A 15675-nucleotide genomic window follows, 5' to 3' on the forward strand; every position below is an offset into this window, starting at 1 on the left:
CGGTTAACAGCCGTTAACGGGCGGAGCCGGCTGGTGGGAGGGTGTGCGGTCATGTCCGAGCAGCGTTTCGGTGAGTTCGTGGTGGTCCGGCGGGAGGGGCACGTCGCCGAGCTGGTCCTCGACCGGCCCAGGGCGATGAACGCCGTCTCCTCCGAGATGGCCCGCTCCCTCGCGGCCGCCTGCGACGCGCTCGCCGCCGACGCCGCCGTCCGCGTCACCGTCCTCACCTCCTCGAACGACCGCGCCTTCTGCGTCGGCGCCGACCTCAAGGAGCGCAACTCCTTCACCGACGCCGAGCTGGTCCGCCAGCGCCCGACCGCCCGCGCCGCCTACACCGGCGTCCTGGAACTGCCCATGCCGACCGTCGCCGCCGTGCACGGCTTCGCCCTCGGCGGCGGCTTCGAGCTGGCGCTCGCCTGCGACGTGATCGTGGCCGACGCGACCGCCGTCGTCGGCCTGCCCGAGGTCTCCGTGGGCGTCATCCCCGGCGGCGGCGGTACGCAGCTCCTTCCGCGCCGGGTGGGCGCGGCCCGCGCCGCCGAGCTGGTCTTCACGGCCCGCCGGGTGGAGGCCGCCGAGGCCCGCGAGCTCGGTCTGGTGGACCTCCTGGCGGAGGACGCGCGCACGGAGGCCCTGGAGCTGGCCGGGCGGATCGCGGCGAACTCGCCGGTGGGCCTGCGCGCCGCGAAGAAGGCCATGCGGCTCGGCCAGGGACTGGACCTGCGGGCGGGCCTGGAGATCGAGGATGCGGCCTGGCGCTCGGTGGCCTTCTCGGGCGACCGGGCCGAGGGCGTGGCGGCCTTCAACGAGAAGCGGAAGCCGGAGTGGCCGGGGGAGTGAGCCGGCTCGCCCGGTACCGGTTCGCCCGGTACCGATCGGCCCGACGGGTCACTTTCCGTGACGTCCCGGAGGGGAAAACGGATCAAACCTCCCTAAGCTGGAGGAATGGGTGAGGACGGGCGGCTGCGGGCCGTAGTGGCGCTGGCGCAGGCGATGGCGGCGGCGCACACTCCACGGGAGTTCTGGCGGGCGGCTGCGCTCGGGGCCCGCGACGGGCTCGACGGGAGCTTCGCCGCGCTGTCCGTCTGGGAGCGGGACCACGGACGGCTCAAGGTCCTGGTGAACGCCGGCGAGCGGGCCGTGGGGGAGGAGGAGTTCCCGGACGCGGAGACGTACCCGGTCCACCAGTTCCCCGAGATCACCGAGTTCCTGCACGAGCGGTGGGCGGGCGGCGGCGAGCCCGACGCCTGGGTGGAGACCGCCGCCGACCCCGTGCCGACCGGCCGCGTGACCGGTCTGCGGCGGCGCGGCCGGGGCTGCTGCGTGGTCGCCCCGATCGTGCTCCACGGGCGGGCCTGGGGCGAGCTGTACGTGGCCAGGCCGCCCGAGGCGAAACCTTTCACCAGCGCGGACGCGAGCTTCGCGACCGTCCTCGCGGCGGTCGTCGCGGCGGGCATCGCCCAGGCCGAGCGCCTGGAGGAGGTCCGCAAGCTCGCCTTCACCGATCCCCTGACCGGCCTGGCCAACCGGCGGGCCGTCGACACCCGTCTGGACGAGGCCGTCGAGCGCTACCGCGCGGACGGCTCCGTGGTGAGCCTGGTGGTCTGCGACCTCAACGGCCTCAAGCGGGTCAACGACACCCACGGGCACGCGGTCGGCGACCGCCTCCTCGAACGCTTCGGCTCCGTCCTCTCCCGCTGCGGCGCCCGGCTCCCCGGCGCGCTCGCGGCCCGCCTCGGCGGCGACGAGTTCTGCCTCCTGACGGTCGGCCCGGCGGCGGACGAGGTGGTCGCGGTCGCCGAGGAGCTGTGCGTACGGGCGGCGGAGCTGGAACTGGGCGAGGGCGTGGCCTGCGGGGTGGCGTCCACGGGCGACCCCATCGGGCCCCTCAAGTCGGCCCGCCGCCTCTTCCGGCTCGCGGACGCCGCCCAGTACCAGGCCAAGGCGGGCCGCTCGGCGAAGCCGGTGGTGGCGGGGCGCGACGGCACGGTCGTGCGCCTCGCGGACGCGCCGCCGGGCGCCCGCGACCGCCGCCGCTTCCGCGACGCGCCGACGGTGGAACTGCCGGAGCCGGGGGCGACGGAGCCCGGACCACCGGACCCGGACCCGGGCCCCGACTCCGGCCCCGGTCCCGGCCCGGGGCGGGCCCCGGAGTCCCCCGGGCCCGTCGCGGCCTGGCCCGTGGAGCCCCCGGGCGAGGAGCCCACGGAAACGGCCCTCCGGCCCGAGGAGCCCCCGTCGGCGGACCGGTGAGCGGGCCGTACGGGGCCCGGCGGGTGACGGGCCCGGCCGTGGCGACCCGGCCCGGCGGGAACGGAAGCCGCACCGGCACCGGCACCGGCACCGGAGACGGGAGCGCCGGCACCGGCGGCGCCGAAAGCGAAGGTACCGGCGGCACCGGCACCGGAGACGGGAGCGGCGGCCCCGGCGGCACCGGAAGCGGAAGCGCCGGCGGCACCGGAAGCGGAAGCGCCGGCGGCACCGGCCCGGTAAGGGACGACCCCCGGCCGGGCCGGTGACGAGGTCCCCTAGTGACAGGTCGGTCTTCAATCCGTAGGGTGCTGAATATGGATATGCAGACAGTCGTCCTCGGCACGTCCGGCACGACCCCGCAGGACGTCGTCGACGTCGCCCGCCACGGCGCCCGCGTCGAGCTGTCGACCGAGGCCGTGCAGGCCCTCGCCGCCGCCCGGGAGGTCGTCGACGCCCTCGCCGCCAAGCCCGAGCCCGTCTACGGGGTCTCCACCGGCTTCGGGGCCCTCGCCACCCGGCACATCGGCCACGAGCTCCGCGCCCGGCTCCAGCGCAACATCGTGCGCTCGCACGCCGCCGGCATGGGCCCCCGCGTCGAGCGCGAGGTCGTGCGCGCCCTGATGTTCCTGCGCCTGAAGACCCTCGCCTCCGGCCGCACCGGCGTCCGCCCCGAGGTCGCCCGCACCATGGCCGACGTCCTCAACGCCGGCATCACCCCGGTCGTGCACGAGTACGGCTCCCTCGGCTGCTCCGGCGACCTCGCCCCGCTCTCCCACTGCGCCCTCGCGCTCATGGGCGAGGGCGACGCCGAGGGTCCCGACGGGCAGGTCCGCCCGGCCGGCGAGCTGCTCGCCGCGCACGGCATCGCGCCCGTCGAGCTCAAGGAGAAGGAGGGCCTCGCCCTCCTCAACGGCACCGACGGCATGCTGGGCATGCTGGTCATGGCCCTCGCCGACCTCGACACCCTCTACAAGTCGGCCGACGTCACCGCCGCGCTCTCCCTCGAAGCCCTCCTCGGCACCGAGAAGGTCCTCGAACCCGAGCTGCACGCCATCCGCCCCCACCCCGGCCAGGCCGCCTCCGCCGCCAACATGCTGGCCGTGCTCAAGGGCTCCGGACTCACCGGCCACTTCCAGGCCGGCGAGGCCCCCCGCGTCCAGGACGCCTACTCGATCCGCTGCGCCCCGCAGGTCGCCGGGGCCGGCCGCGACACCCTGGCCCACGCCCGGCTCGTCGCCGAGCGCGAGCTGGCCGCCGCCGTCGACAACCCGGTGGTCCTGCCGAACGGCGAGGTGCGCTCCAACGGCAACTTCCACGGCGCCCCCGTCGCGTACGTCCTCGACTTCCTCGCGATCGCCGCCGCCGACCTCGGCTCCATCGCCGAGCGCCGCACCGACCGGCTCCTCGACAAGAACCGCTCGCACGGCCTGCCGCCCTTCCTCGCCGAGGACGCCGGCGTCGACTCGGGCCTGATGATCGCCCAGTACACGCAGGCCGCCCTGGTCAGCGAGATGAAGCGGCTCGCCGTCCCGGCCTCCGCCGACTCCATCCCGTCCTCCGCGATGCAGGAGGACCACGTCTCCATGGGCTGGTCCGCCGCCCGCAAGCTGCGCACCGCGATCGGCAACCTCACCCGGATCATCGCCGTCGAGCTGTACGCCGCGACCCGGGGCGTCGAGCTCCGTGCGGGCCTCACCCCGGCCCCCGCCTCGCGGGCCGTCATCACCGCCCTGCGCGAGGCCGGCGTCCAGGGCCCCGGCCCGGACCGCTTCCTCGCCCCCGACCTGGCCGCCGCCGACGCCTTCGTGCGCGAGGGAAGGGTGGTCGCCGCCGTGGAGCCGGTCACCGGCCCGCTGGCGTAAGGGCGTTGGAGCGCGCGTGAGGGCCCCACCCCACCGGAGGTTTCCGGCGGGGGCGGGCCCTCACGCACAAGTACGCGACGGGGGAACGCGGTTCAGGAGGCCCGGCCCCGGCGGCGCATCGCCAGGACCACGAAGCTCGCGCCGACCGCCAGGAACGCCGTCCCGCCGAGCAGGTACGGCACCGTGTCCCGCTCCCCGGTCTCCGCGAGGCGCCCGTCGCGCGCGGCGGGACCGCTCCCGCCCACCCCGACCCGCACCCCACCGCCCCACTGGTCGGCGGCGTTCGCGGACGGTACGAACCACAGGGCGCACAGCAGCGTTCCGGCGACGGCGGCGGTCAGCAGGAGGCGACGGGCGGCGGACACGGAGATTTCGATCCTCCTTGCGGAAACCGTGAATCGGTCGGCGTGCCGATGCTAATGAACACAGCGGGTCGCGGGAAAGCCGAGGCCCTCCGGACCCCTACGCTCCGCACCATGAGCACTTCCGACACCACGCGTGACACCACGCGCTATGTACGCCTTCGCGTCGATGTGGTCCTGGAGATCGACGGACCGGCCGAACTGGCCGCGGCCGCCGAGGCCCGGATCGACGCCGACGAGTTCATGCCCGAGGAGGAGCGGACGCACGCCCGCGCCGCCGCGCGCGAGGACGGCGCCGAGGCCCTCGCGTACCTCGTCGAACCCTTCGACCTGATCCGCGACGTCCCCGGCATCGAGATGGTCCAGGCGTCCTGGAGCAGCGAGGAGATCGAGTACGACCCCGATGCGCTGGAATGGGACCTCGGGGAGGAAGATGGGGCGGAGGAAGACGAAGACGACCGCCCCTGAGGCCGGTGTCCTGCCCGCCCGCGGGCCCCGGGACACCGTCCCGGGGCCTTCCCGCGACACCGGGCGCCCGGTGGGGAACCGAACGCTCCGCCCGTGCGTGTCGATCAGTGGTGTTCCCCACAAACCGTACGGTTCCCGAACCGAACGGGTTGTCATGGGTAGGGAAGCAAGCGTGCACAGGGAATCGGCGACGATGGAGAAGCGTGTGATGACGGACGGCAAGCGCCGCAGGAGCCTGGCGGCCGCGGCTGCCCTGCTCAGCGGTGTGTTGGTGCTCTCGGCGTGCGACGACGGCGACAAGGGCGGCAGCGGCGCCTCCGGAACCGCGACCCCGCAGTCGCAGGAGCAGGTCGACGAGGCGGCGGCGCAGAAGACCTCCAAGGCCCGGATCACGATCTCGCCGGAGAACGGCGCGCAGAACGCCTCCATCAACAACGACGCCAAGGTCACCGTCGCCGACGGCAAGCTCACCGAGGTCGTCATGACCTCCGCCGAGGGCACGGCCGTCAAGGGCGAGATAGCGGCCGACGGCCTCAGCTGGAAGCCGACCGGCCCGCTCAAGCGCGCCACGGTCTACAGGATCACCGCCACCGCGGCGGACGCGGCCGGCCTGGAGGCCCACGAGAACTCCTCCTTCACCACCGTCTCGCAGGCCAACAGCTTCATCGGCAACTTCACGCCCGAGGACGGCTCGACCGTCGGCGTCGGCATGCCGGTCTCGATCAACTTCAACAAGGCGATCACCGACAAGAAGGCCGTCCAGAGCGGCATCACCGTCACCTCCAGCTCCGGCCAGGAGGTCGTCGGCCACTGGTTCAGCCCCCAGCGGATCGACTTCCGCCCCGACGCGTACTGGACCGAGGGCTCGACCGTCACGCTGAAGCTGGACCTCGACGGGGTCGAGGGCGCCGAGGGCGTCTACGGCGTCCAGCAGAAGACCGTCACCTTCAAGATCGGCCGCAACCAGGTCTCCACCGTCGACGTCGCCACCAAGACCATGACGGTCAAGCAGGACGGCAAGACGGTCAAGACCATCCCGATCTCCGCCGGCTCCCCGGAGAACCCGACCTACAACGGTCAGATGGTGATCTCTGAGAAGTTCAAGGAGACCCGGATGAACGGCGCCACCGTCGGCTTCACCGACGACGACGGCAAGGGCGAGTACGACATCAAGGACGTGCCGCACGCCATGCGCCTGTCCAGCTCGGGCACCTTCATCCACGGCAACTACTGGGGTCCGGACTCGATCTTCGGCTCCTCGAACACCAGCCACGGCTGCGTGGGCCTCAACGACGTCAAGGGCGCCGGCGACCCCAACCAGACGGCCGCCTGGTTCTACGACCACTCGCTCATCGGCGACGTCGTGATCGTCAAGAACTCCAAGGACAAGACGATCGCCCCCAGCAACGGCCTCAACGGCTGGAACATGAGCTGGTCGGAGTGGAAGGCCGGCTCGGCCCTCTAGCCCCTCCCGCACGCACCCGAAAGGGCCCCTCCACGAGGAGGGGCCCTTTTCGCGCGCGTGCGGCCCACGGCTGCGCGTGCTGCCGACCGCCGTACCGGGGCCCTTTTCGCGCGTCCGGACCTACCGCGCGTCCACGGGCTCGTCCACGCCCCACTGCGCGAGCAGCCGCAGCGCCTCCGCCGAGGGCGTGCCCGGCTCCGCGTGGTACGTCACGAGCACCAGGTCCGGATCGGCTCCGGACACCTTCAGCGTCTCGTACGACAGCTCCATCTCGCCCACCAGCGGATGCCGCATCCGCTTCGTGCCGTGTCCCTTGTCCGCCACGGTGTGCGCCGCCCACAGCGAGCGGAACTCCTCGCTCCGGACCGACAGCTCGCCCACGAGCGCCAGCAGCTGCGGATCGTCCGGGTAGCACCCCGCGTACAGCCGCAGCACGCTCACCACCTCGGTCGCCTTGCACTCCCAGTCGAGGTACAGGGACCGCGCGTTCGGGTCGAGGAAGACCATCCGGGCCATGTTCCGCTCGTGCGGCTCCCAGGCGGTGAAGTCGCCGAGCAGCGCCCGCGCCGTCCGGTTCCAGGCGAGCAGGTCGAGCCGGCGCCCCAGGACGACGGCGGGCACCCCGTCCATCGAGTCCAGCAGGTACGAGAGCCCCGGCCGCACCTGCTGGGGACGGGAGATCGCCGCCCGCTGCCGCTTCTTCACCGTCGGCTTCGCCAGGTGCGTCAGATGCGCCCGTTCGGTGTCGCTCAGGCGCAGCGCCCGCGCGATCGCGTCCAGGACCTCCATGGACACGTTGCGGCCGTTGCCCTGTTCGAGCCGGGTGTAGTACGCCACCGAGACCCCGGCCAGCTGCGCCAGCTCCTCGCGGCGCAGCCCCGGCACCCGCCGGTGCCGCCCGAACTCGGGCAGCCCCACGTCCTGCGGCTTCAGCCGGGCTCTGCGGGAGCGCAGGAATTCACTGAGTTCGGCACTGGGGTCCATCCGTCCCATTATCGCCGCCGGACCGGGTCGCCGGACGTACGTTCCTGACCCTGCCAGTGGTAGGCACGGCGGTCGTACGAAGAACAGGTGCCTGGGTGGCACCGGCGTTCCCGAGCAGGCTGGGGGCATGACCACGAACGTGACCACCGTCCCCGCCTACGCCGCCCCCGCCGCCCACGCCCCCCTCGAACGCACCACCGTGCCGCGCCGCCCGGTCGGCGAACACGACGTCCTCATCGAGATCAAGTACGCCGGGATCTGCCACTCCGACATCCACCAGGCGCGCGACGGCTGGGGCGAGGGCATCTACCCGATGGTCCCCGGCCACGAGATCGCCGGCGTCGTCGCCGCCACCGGCCCCGGCGTGACGAAGTTCCGGGTGGGCGACCGCGTCGGCGTCGGCTGCTTCGTCGACTCCTGCCGGGAGTGCGAGCACTGCCTGCGCGGCCTGGAGCAGTACTGCGTCACGGGCGGCACCGGCACGTACAACGCCCTCGACAAGAACGGCGAGCCGACCTACGGCGGCTACTCCACCCACATCGTCGTCGACGAGAACTACACCCTGCGCATCCCCGAGGGCATCGGCCTGGACGAGGCCGCCCCGCTGCTCTGCGCCGGCATCACCCTCTACTCGCCGCTCGCCCACTGGCAGGCCGGCCCCGGCAAGAAGGTCGCGATCGTCGGACTCGGCGGCCTCGGCCACATGGGCGTCAAGATCGCCCACGCGCTCGGCGCGGAGGTGACCGTCCTCAGCCAGTCCGAGAAGAAGCGGGAGGACGCCCTGAGGCTGGGCGCCGACCACTACCGCGCGACGAGCGACCCGGAGACCTTCACCGCCCTCGCCGGCACCTTCGACCTGGTGCTCTCCACCGTCTCGGCGCCGCTGGACTTCGACGCCTACCTGGGCCTGGTGCGCACGGACGGCGCCCTGGTGAACGTGGGCGCGCCCGAGGAGCCGGTCAAGATCGGCCTGTTCTCCCTGATCGGCGGCCGCAAGACCCTCGCCGGCTCGATGATCGGCTCCATCGCGGAGACGCAGGAGATGCTCGACTTCTGCGCCGCGCACGGCCTGGGCGCGGAGATCGAGGTGATCGCCGCGGACCGGATCAACGAGGCGTACGAGCGGGTGATCGCGAGCGACGTCCGCTACCGCTTCGTGATCGACGCGTCGACCATCTGACGCGCCCGCGTACGGCCGCCGGAACCTGACGGCCGGGGTATGACGTCCGGAGTAATCGACCCGTACGGCACGCCCCGGCACGCTGTCCCCATGACCGCATACGCCCTCGGAAACCTGCACCCGAAGCCCGTCCTCGACGAGGAGGTCTTCACGTACATGGAGCGCGTCCAGGCCACCCTGGACCCCTACGGCGGCCGCTTCCTCGTCCACGGCGCCCCCACCCGCGAGGTCCCGGAGGGCACCTGGCCCGGCGCCCTCGTGGTCATCGCCTTCCCGACCTACGAGAACGCCCGCGCCTGGTACGCCTCCGCCCCCTACCAGGCCCTGATCCCCCTCCGCACCCGCCACATGGCGGGCGACGTCCTCCTGATCGACGGGGTCCCGGAGGACTACGACCCGGCGACGACGGCGGCCGCGCTGAGGGCGGCGGTGGGGTGACGGGGGCGGCGGGGGCACCGCGCGGGCGTCACTCCGCCTTCGCCACCCCGATCGGGCACGAGACGCCCGTGCCGCCGATGCCGCAGTAGCCCGCCGGGTTCTTGTCCAGGTACTGCTGGTGGTACGCCTCCGCCGGGTAGAACGGGCGGTCGGCGGCCGGCAGGACGTGGGTGGTGATCTCGCCGTGGCCGGAGGCCGTCAGGACCTTCTGGTAGGTCTCGCGGGAGGCCTCGGCGGCCGCCGCCTGGGCGGGGGAGTGGGTGTAGAGCGCCGAGCGGTACTGGGTGCCCACGTCGTTGCCCTGGCGGAAGCCCTGCGTCGGGTCGTGGGACTCCCAGAACAGCTTCAGGAGCGTCTCGTACGAGACCTTCGACGGGTCGAAGACCACCCGGACGACCTCCGTGTGGCCGGTCAGGCCCGAGCACACCTCCTCGTAGGAGGGGTTCCGCGTGTAGCCGCCCTGGTAGCCGACGAGGGTCGTCCAGACGCCCTCGGTCTGCCAGAACTTGCGCTCGGCGCCCCAGAAGCAGCCCAGGGCGAAGTCGGCGACCTCCAGGCCCTCCGGGTACGGGCCGACGAGCGGGTTGCCGAGGACCGTGTGGCGCGCGGGCACGGAGAACTCCGGCTCGGCGCGGCCGGGCAGGGCCTGCTCGGGGGTGGGGAGGACGGGGGTGCGGGACAGGAACATGCTGCATCTCTCCTCGACGGTCGTCGGCAGTCCGCACAACAAGGGAGGGGACGCCGGGATTCCCCCGCCCGTCCGCCCGTCGGGCCGTCAGCGCGGCAGCGTCAGCGGGCTGCCGCCGTTCGCCTCGTATCCCGCCACCGCCAGGTTCCGGAAGACCGTGTACTCCGCCGCCGGGTCCGCGCTCAGCGTCCACGGCACCGCGCCCACGTGCCCGTCCACCTTCACCAGCTGGTGCATGGCCTCCGCCCAGCGCTCGCCCCGCACCAGGAACCAGACCAGCAGATGGCGCACGTGCGCCAGCATCGGGTCGTCCGGGCGGGCCGAGTGCACCGCGTACAGCGCGCCCTCCACCGCCTTCGACACCACCTGCGTACGGAAGAAGTCCTGCACCAGGACCACGTCCGGCACGTGCTCGTACACCGCGAACAGCGGCAGCGCGGCGAGCAGCGAGCCGCGCGGGGCGCGCGCCGCGGCCGTCGTCGCGAAGTGGTCGGCCTCCTCGCGCGAACCGTGCCACTTCTCGCACCAGTAGTGCAGCGCCGCCAGGTGCGCCCCCATGTGCGCGGGCGCCCGGTCGATCACCTTCGCCCACACCTGGTCGAACTGTTCGGGCCCGTAGCCCAGGCCGCGCGCCACCGCCAGCTGCGTGATGTACGGGACGGGGTCGCCCGGGGCGAGCAGCGCCGCCTCCTCGGTGACCTTCAGCGCCTCCTCCAGGATGATCCGGAAGTCGTCGCTCCCGGCCGCCGAGGACCGCCACGCCTGCTGCACCAGGAACTCGGCGTGCACCGCCGCCCCGCCCGGGTCCTTCGGCGCGTCCGCCCGCCAGGCCCGCAGCCACGCCCCGCCGACGCCCGGCCTCTCCCGGAGCTCCAGGGAGGCCGCGCCCGCGAACGCCTGCACGCGCTGCCAGCGCACCTCGCCGTCCTTGCCGGTCCCGGCGAGCAGCTGCGAGGCCGCCTTCCAGTCCTGGGTGGCCTGCACGACGTTCAGCACGTCGAGCAGGTCCTCGTCGGCCCCCGGCAGCCGCACGTCCTGGTCCTCCTGCGGCACGAATCCGTACGCCGCCGGGTCCGCCGCGTCGGGCGATCCCGGCGCGGCCAGCCGGATGCCGCCGCCCCGGCGGCGCAGCAGGTAGGGGCCGAGGACGCCGAACAGCAGCCCGAGCGCGATGAGGAACCAGAGAATCTCCATGCGTCCATTGTCCAGGACACCCCATGAGACGAACGCGGCGCCGGAGGTCCCGCGGCACTACGCTCCTGGACATGAGCGACCAGCACATCCACCAGAGCTTCGAGACCCGCGCGATCCACGCGGGCAACACCGCCGACCCGCTGACCGGCGCGGTCGTCCCGCCCATCTACCAGGTGTCCACGTACAAGCAGGACGGCGTGGGCGGGCTGCGCGGCGGTTACGAGTACAGCCGCAGCGCCAACCCGACCCGTACCGCCCTGGAGGAGAACCTGGCGGCCCTGGAGGGCGGCCGGCGCGGCCTCGCCTTCGCCTCCGGCCTCGCCGCCGAGGACTGCCTGCTGCGCGCGCTGCTGGTCCCCGGCGACCACGTCGTCATCCCGAACGACGCCTACGGCGGCACCTTCCGGCTCTTCGCCAAGGTCGTGGAGCGCTGGGGCGTGGACTTCTCGGTCGCGGACACCTCCGACGTCGCCGCCGTGCGGGACGCGATCAACGACCGCACGAAGCTGGTCTGGGTCGAGACCCCCTCGAACCCGCTCCTCGGCATCACCGACATCGAGGCCGTCGCGGGCGTGGCCCGCCAGGCCGGCGTGAAGCTCGTCGTGGACAACACCTTCGCCTCGCCCTACCTCCAGCAGCCGCTGGCGCTCGGCGCGGACGTCGTGGTGCACTCGCTCACCAAGTACATGGGCGGCCACTCGGACGTCGTCGGCGGCGCCCTGGTGACGGCCGACGCGGCCCTCGGCGAGGAGCTGGCGTACCACCAGAACGCGATGGGCGCGGTCGCCGGACCGTTCGACTCGTGGATCGTGCTGCGCGGCATCAAGACCCTCGCCGTGCGCATGGACCGGCACAGCGAGAACGCCGAGAAGGTCACCGAGATGCTGACCCAGCACCCGAAGGTGACCCAGGTCCTCTACCCGGGCCTCCCGGAGCACCCGGGCCACGAGATCGCCGCCAAGCAGATGCGGTCCTTCGGCGGCATGATCTCCTTCCGCGTGCAGGGCGGCGAGGAGGCGGCCGTCGAGGTCTGCAACCGCGCGAAGCTCTTCACCCTCGGCGAGTCCCTGGGCGGCGTCGAGTCCCTCATCGAGCACCCGGGCCGCATGACCCACGCGAGCGTCGCGGGCTCCGCCCTGGAGGTCCCGGCCGACCTCGTCCGCCTCTCGGTGGGCATCGAGAACGCCGACGACCTGCTCGCGGACCTGCGGCAGGCGCTGGGCTAGAGGGGGGTCCGGAACGGCCGGGCGGGACCTCGAACGGTCCCGCCCGGCCGTTCCCCGGCTCAGGCCGGGACCTTCTCGTCCTCCAGCTCCGCGCGGACCATGGCCCGCAGTTCGGGAGTGTCCTCGTGGCCGTGGACGGAGACCGCGTGCTCGGCGGCGGCCCGCACCACTTCCTCCTCCTCACCGGTGATGGTGAGGGTGCAGTTCATGACGCTCGGCGTCCTGCGGCAGTCGGCGACTTTCCTGGTCATGACAGCCTCCTCGGCACCTCGTACGAGTGCCGTCCCCCTCCAGCCTAGGACCGCACCCGCCGGGCTTCGAGCGGCGGCGGGCGGTCAGGAGGAGGCCGGGGACGGCTCGCCCTCGGGAGCCGTACCGGGAACGGTCCCGCCCGTGCCCCCCGACTCCGCCGGCGCGTGCCCCGTGTGGGCCGACTGGCGTGCGGACAGGGCGGTGTTGAAGCGGGTGAGCAGGGTGCAGAAGGCCTCCCGCTCCTCCGGCGTCCAGCCCTCCGTGACCTCCACCATCAACTGGCGGCGCGAGGCGCGGACCTCCTCCAGGCGCGCGAGTCCGCGCTGCGAGAGCTGGAGGACGACCGCCCGCCCGTCCTCCGGGTGCGAGGTGCGCTTCACCAGGCCGGTGTCCACGAGTGGGGCGACCTGGCGGGTGACCGTCGACGAGTCGATGCCCATGCCCGCCGCGAGCGCCTTGACGCCCATCGGGCCTTCCTGGTCGAGCCGGTTGAGGAGCAGGTAAGCGGCCCGGTCCATGGAGTTGCGGAGCTGGCCGGTCCCGCCGAGGCGGGTCTGCTCGGCCCGGCGGGCGAAGACGGCCACCTGGTGCTGGAGGGCGTCGAGGAGACCGGGGTCGAGAGCGGTCGTCATGTCCTGGGACGGGGGCATGGCTGTGGGTCTCTCTCGTGCGGGAGCGGTCGGACGGTGGGGGACAGAGTACGCGGACCCGGCGGGGTCCGTACCGGGCCCGTCCAAACCCGTTCGGACACCCGCCCGCCGGGCGGTCGGCAGGGCTGTGAGCTGCGAGACTTGCTGTCATGAGCTTCCGTACATCACGCCCCTTGCACCGGCTGATGCTCGACGACGTGCGCGGTGCGCAGAAGATGCTGTCCGGGGTGGCCCGCGTGACGGCGGTGGAGGGCAGCCGGCACCTGTCCTCCCTGGTGGGGGCGCCGGTGCACCTCAAGTGCGAGAACCTCCAGCGGACCGGCTCCTTCAAACTGCGCGGGGCGTACGTGCGGATCGCCGGGCTGCGGCCCGAGGAGAAGGCCGCCGGGGTCGTCGCCGCCTCCGCCGGCAACCACGCGCAGGGCGTCGCGCTCGCCTCCAAGCTGCTCGGCGTGCGCGCCACCGTCTTCATGCCGGCCGGCGCCCCGCTGCCGAAGGTCGCGGCGACCCGGGAGTACGGTGCCGAGGTCCGCCTCCAGGGGCAGGTCGTGGACGAGACCCTCGCGGCGGCGGAGCAGTACGCGCGGGAGACCGGCGCCGTCCTCATCCACCCCTTCGACCACCCCGACGTCATCGTCGGACAGGGCACGGTCGGCCTGGAGATCCTGGAGCAGTGCCCCGAGGTCCGCACGATCGTGGTCGGCGTCGGCGGCGGCGGTCTCGTGGCCGGCATCGGTCTCGCGGTGAAGTCGCTGCGCCCGGACGTGAGGGTGATCGGCGTGCAGGCCGAGGGCGCCGCCGCCTATCCGCCCTCGCTGGCCGCCGGGCACCCGGTGGTCGTCGAGTCGCCGGTCACGATGGCCGACGGCATCAGGGTGGGCCGCCCCGGCGACGTGCCGTTCGACCTGGTCAGGGAGTACGTGGACGAGGTCCGCACGGTCTCCGAGGACGCGCTCTCCTCCGCCCTGCTGCTCTGCCTGGAGCGCGCCAAACTGGTCGTGGAACCGGCCGGCGCCAGCCCGGTCGCGGCCCTGCTCTCCGACCCGGGGTCCTTCCGGGGCCCGGTGGTCGCGGTCCTCTCCGGCGGCAATGTCGACCCGCTCCTCCTCCAGCGCGTGCTGCGGCACGGCATGGCCGCCGGGGGCCGCTACCTGAGCCTGCGGCTGCGCGTGACGGACCGGCCGGGGGTGCTCGCCTCGCTCCTCGCGGCCCTGACGGTGGTCGACGCCAACGTCCTGGACGTCAGCCACGTACGGACCGACCCGAGGCTCGGTCTGACCGAGGCGGAGGTCGAGCTCCACCTGGAGACGAAGGGCCCGGAGCACTGCCGGGAGGTGACGGAGGCGCTGCGGGACGCGGGCTACACGGTCCTCGGCTGACCCTCGTACGCCCGTGGCTCCGTACGCCCCGGACCCCGCCCCGGCCCCGGCCACCGCCGCACCCCCTCTGACCTCGGCTTGTGGCGCGAGTCACAAATTCACTGGGCGCGGGCCGTCCCCGAAACCTAGGATCGGTGGGAAAAAGTCCCGATCCATGGGGAGTAACCCACATGCCAGGCGCGATCTACGCCGAAGGTCTGGTGAAGACCTTCGGTGACGTACGAGCTCTGGACGGGGTGGACCTCGACGTGCCCGAGGGCACCGTCCTGGGTCTGCTCGGCCCGAACGGCGCGGGGAAGACCACCACCGTGCGCGTGCTGACGACCCTCCTGCGGCCCGACAGCGGACGGGCCGTCGTCGCCGGGATCGACGTCCTCGCGCACCCCAACGAGGTGCGCCGCTCGATCGGCCTCTCCGGCCAGTTCGCGGCCGTCGACGAGTACCTGACCGGCCGCGAGAACCTCCAGATGGTCGGGCAGCTCTACCAGATGAAGGCGAAGGCGGCGAAGGAGCGGGCGGGCGAGCTGCTCGACCGGTTCCACCTCGCCGAGGCCGCCGACCGCCCCGCCAAGACGTACTCGGGCGGCATGCGCCGCCGCCTGGACCTCGCGGCCGCCCTCGTGGTCTCCCCGCCGGTCATGTTCATGGACGAGCCGACCACCGGCCTCGACCCGCGCAACCGGCAGGAGCTCTGGGAGGTCATCAAGGAGCTGGTCGCCGGCGGTACGACCCTGCTGCTCACCACCCAGTACCTGGAGGAGGCCGACCACCTCGCCCACGACATCTGCGTGGTCGACCACGGCCGGGTCATCGCGCGCGGCACCTCCGACCAGCTCAAGGCCCGGACGGGCGGCGAGCGCGTCGAGGTCGTGGTCCGCGAGCGGGAGATGCTCACCGGCGCCCGGGAGGTCCTCGGCCGCTACGGCGCCGAGCGGGCCGGGGGCGCCGGCCGCGGCGAGGTCTCCGTCGAGGAGCACACCCGCATGCTGACCGTCCCCGTCACCGGCGGCGCCAAGCTGCTCGCCGAGGTCATCCGCGACCTGGACGCCGTCGGCGTCGAGATCGACGACATCGGCCTGCGCCGCCCCACCCTCGACGACGTCTTCATCTCCCTCACCGGCCACGCGGCCGAGCAGGAGGAGACGGAGGAGGACGGCGCCGGGGGCCGGCAGGGCGGCCGGGGCCGCAAGCACCGCACGAAGGCGGCCAAGAGTACGGAGGACGCCGGGGCCTCCGGGTCCGCCGAGGACGCGAAGGAGGAGGCGAAGTGAGCA

The 15675-nt window shown here is 73.2% G+C and carries 15 protein-coding genes and 1 pseudogene; 10 read left to right on the top strand and 6 right to left on the bottom strand.

Annotated elements, in window-relative coordinates; translation table 11 throughout:
* Positions 1-51 precede the first annotated feature (51 nt).
* From OO47_RS19455 to hutH, 3 genes and pseudogenes are all read left to right on the top strand, one after another.
* Positions 52-840, top strand: coding sequence for an enoyl-CoA hydratase/isomerase family protein (locus OO47_RS19455; RefSeq protein ID WP_030217024.1), 789 nt, complete (start codon positions 52-54; stop codon positions 838-840).
* Positions 841-945: 105 nt separating this feature from the next.
* Positions 946-2043 (top strand): annotated as a pseudogene (locus OO47_RS19460) (diguanylate cyclase domain-containing protein); the annotation flags it as partial.
* Positions 2044-2573: 530 nt separating this feature from the next.
* A complete protein-coding gene (gene hutH / locus OO47_RS19470) occupies positions 2574-4115 on the top strand; it encodes a histidine ammonia-lyase (RefSeq protein ID WP_030217034.1) in 1542 nt (513 codons plus the stop codon).
* A 92-nt stretch (positions 4116-4207) separates the two neighbouring features.
* On the opposite strand, the gene OO47_RS19475 is transcribed toward hutH, so the two are convergent.
* Positions 4208-4480, bottom strand: coding sequence for an LPXTG cell wall anchor domain-containing protein (locus OO47_RS19475; RefSeq protein ID WP_030217036.1), 273 nt, complete (start codon positions 4478-4480; stop codon positions 4208-4210).
* Positions 4481-4591: 111 nt separating this feature from the next.
* Between OO47_RS19475 and OO47_RS19480 the strand changes: the two genes are divergently transcribed.
* Together OO47_RS19480 and OO47_RS19485 are read left to right on the top strand one after the other, a co-directional pair.
* Positions 4592-4945, top strand: a complete 354-nt coding sequence (locus OO47_RS19480; protein WP_051716160.1) for a hypothetical protein — start codon at positions 4592-4594, stop codon at positions 4943-4945.
* Positions 4946-5138: 193 nt separating this feature from the next.
* The gene (locus tag OO47_RS19485; RefSeq protein WP_030217042.1) at positions 5139-6410 is read left to right on the top strand and encodes a L,D-transpeptidase; all 1272 of its coding nucleotides are present in this window, start codon (positions 5139-5141) and stop codon (positions 6408-6410) included.
* 120 nt (positions 6411-6530) lie between these two features.
* On the opposite strand, the gene OO47_RS19490 is transcribed toward OO47_RS19485, so the two are convergent.
* Positions 6531-7394: a helix-turn-helix domain-containing protein gene (locus OO47_RS19490; protein WP_030217047.1), complete on the bottom strand. Its 864-nt coding sequence runs from the start codon at positions 7392-7394 to the stop codon at positions 6531-6533.
* A gap of 127 nt (positions 7395-7521) precedes the next feature.
* On the opposite strand from OO47_RS19490, the gene OO47_RS19495 reads away from it, so the two are divergent.
* Positions 7522-8574, top strand: a complete 1053-nt coding sequence (locus tag OO47_RS19495) for an NAD(P)-dependent alcohol dehydrogenase (RefSeq protein WP_030217049.1) — start codon at positions 7522-7524, stop codon at positions 8572-8574.
* A gap of 90 nt (positions 8575-8664) precedes the next feature.
* Entirely contained in the window at positions 8665-9012 is a 348-nt protein-coding gene (locus OO47_RS19500) for a DUF1330 domain-containing protein (RefSeq protein ID WP_030217052.1), read from the top strand.
* A 28-nt stretch (positions 9013-9040) separates the two neighbouring features.
* On the opposite strand, the gene msrA is transcribed toward OO47_RS19500, so the two are convergent.
* Positions 9041-9700 (bottom strand): peptide-methionine (S)-S-oxide reductase MsrA, encoded by a 660-nt coding sequence (gene msrA / locus OO47_RS19505; protein WP_030217054.1) that lies wholly within the window; start codon positions 9698-9700, stop codon positions 9041-9043.
* 87 nt (positions 9701-9787) lie between these two features.
* Complete coding sequence (locus OO47_RS19510; RefSeq protein ID WP_030217057.1) at positions 9788-10894, bottom strand: hypothetical protein; 1107 nt, start codon at positions 10892-10894, stop codon at positions 9788-9790.
* Positions 10895-10965: 71 nt separating this feature from the next.
* On the opposite strand from OO47_RS19510, the gene OO47_RS19515 reads away from it, so the two are divergent.
* On the top strand, positions 10966-12120 hold the full coding sequence (locus OO47_RS19515; RefSeq protein WP_030217059.1) for a cystathionine gamma-synthase: 1155 nt from the start codon (positions 10966-10968) through the stop codon (positions 12118-12120).
* Between the two features lie 59 nt (positions 12121-12179).
* Here the strand turns inward: OO47_RS19515 and OO47_RS19520 are convergent, their stop codons facing one another.
* On the bottom strand, positions 12180-12371 hold the full coding sequence (locus OO47_RS19520; protein ID WP_030217063.1) for a DUF1059 domain-containing protein: 192 nt from the start codon (positions 12369-12371) through the stop codon (positions 12180-12182).
* A gap of 84 nt (positions 12372-12455) precedes the next feature.
* Positions 12456-13022, bottom strand: a complete 567-nt coding sequence (locus tag OO47_RS19525; protein ID WP_051716161.1) for a MarR family winged helix-turn-helix transcriptional regulator — start codon at positions 13020-13022, stop codon at positions 12456-12458.
* A 149-nt stretch (positions 13023-13171) separates the two neighbouring features.
* Here OO47_RS19525 and ilvA point away from each other — a divergent pair, with 149 nt between their 5' ends.
* Positions 13172-14401, top strand: coding sequence for a threonine ammonia-lyase (gene ilvA, locus OO47_RS19530; protein ID WP_030217068.1), 1230 nt, complete (start codon positions 13172-13174; stop codon positions 14399-14401).
* A 170-nt stretch (positions 14402-14571) separates the two neighbouring features.
* A complete protein-coding gene (locus OO47_RS19535) occupies positions 14572-15672 on the top strand; it encodes a daunorubicin resistance protein DrrA family ABC transporter ATP-binding protein (protein ID WP_030217072.1) in 1101 nt (366 codons plus the stop codon).
* Positions 15673-15675 lie beyond the last annotated feature (3 nt).

This window comes from Streptomyces bikiniensis (assembly GCF_000716625.1).
In the GTDB taxonomy this organism is placed as follows: Bacteria; Actinomycetota; Actinomycetes; order Streptomycetales; family Streptomycetaceae; genus Streptomyces; species Streptomyces bikiniensis.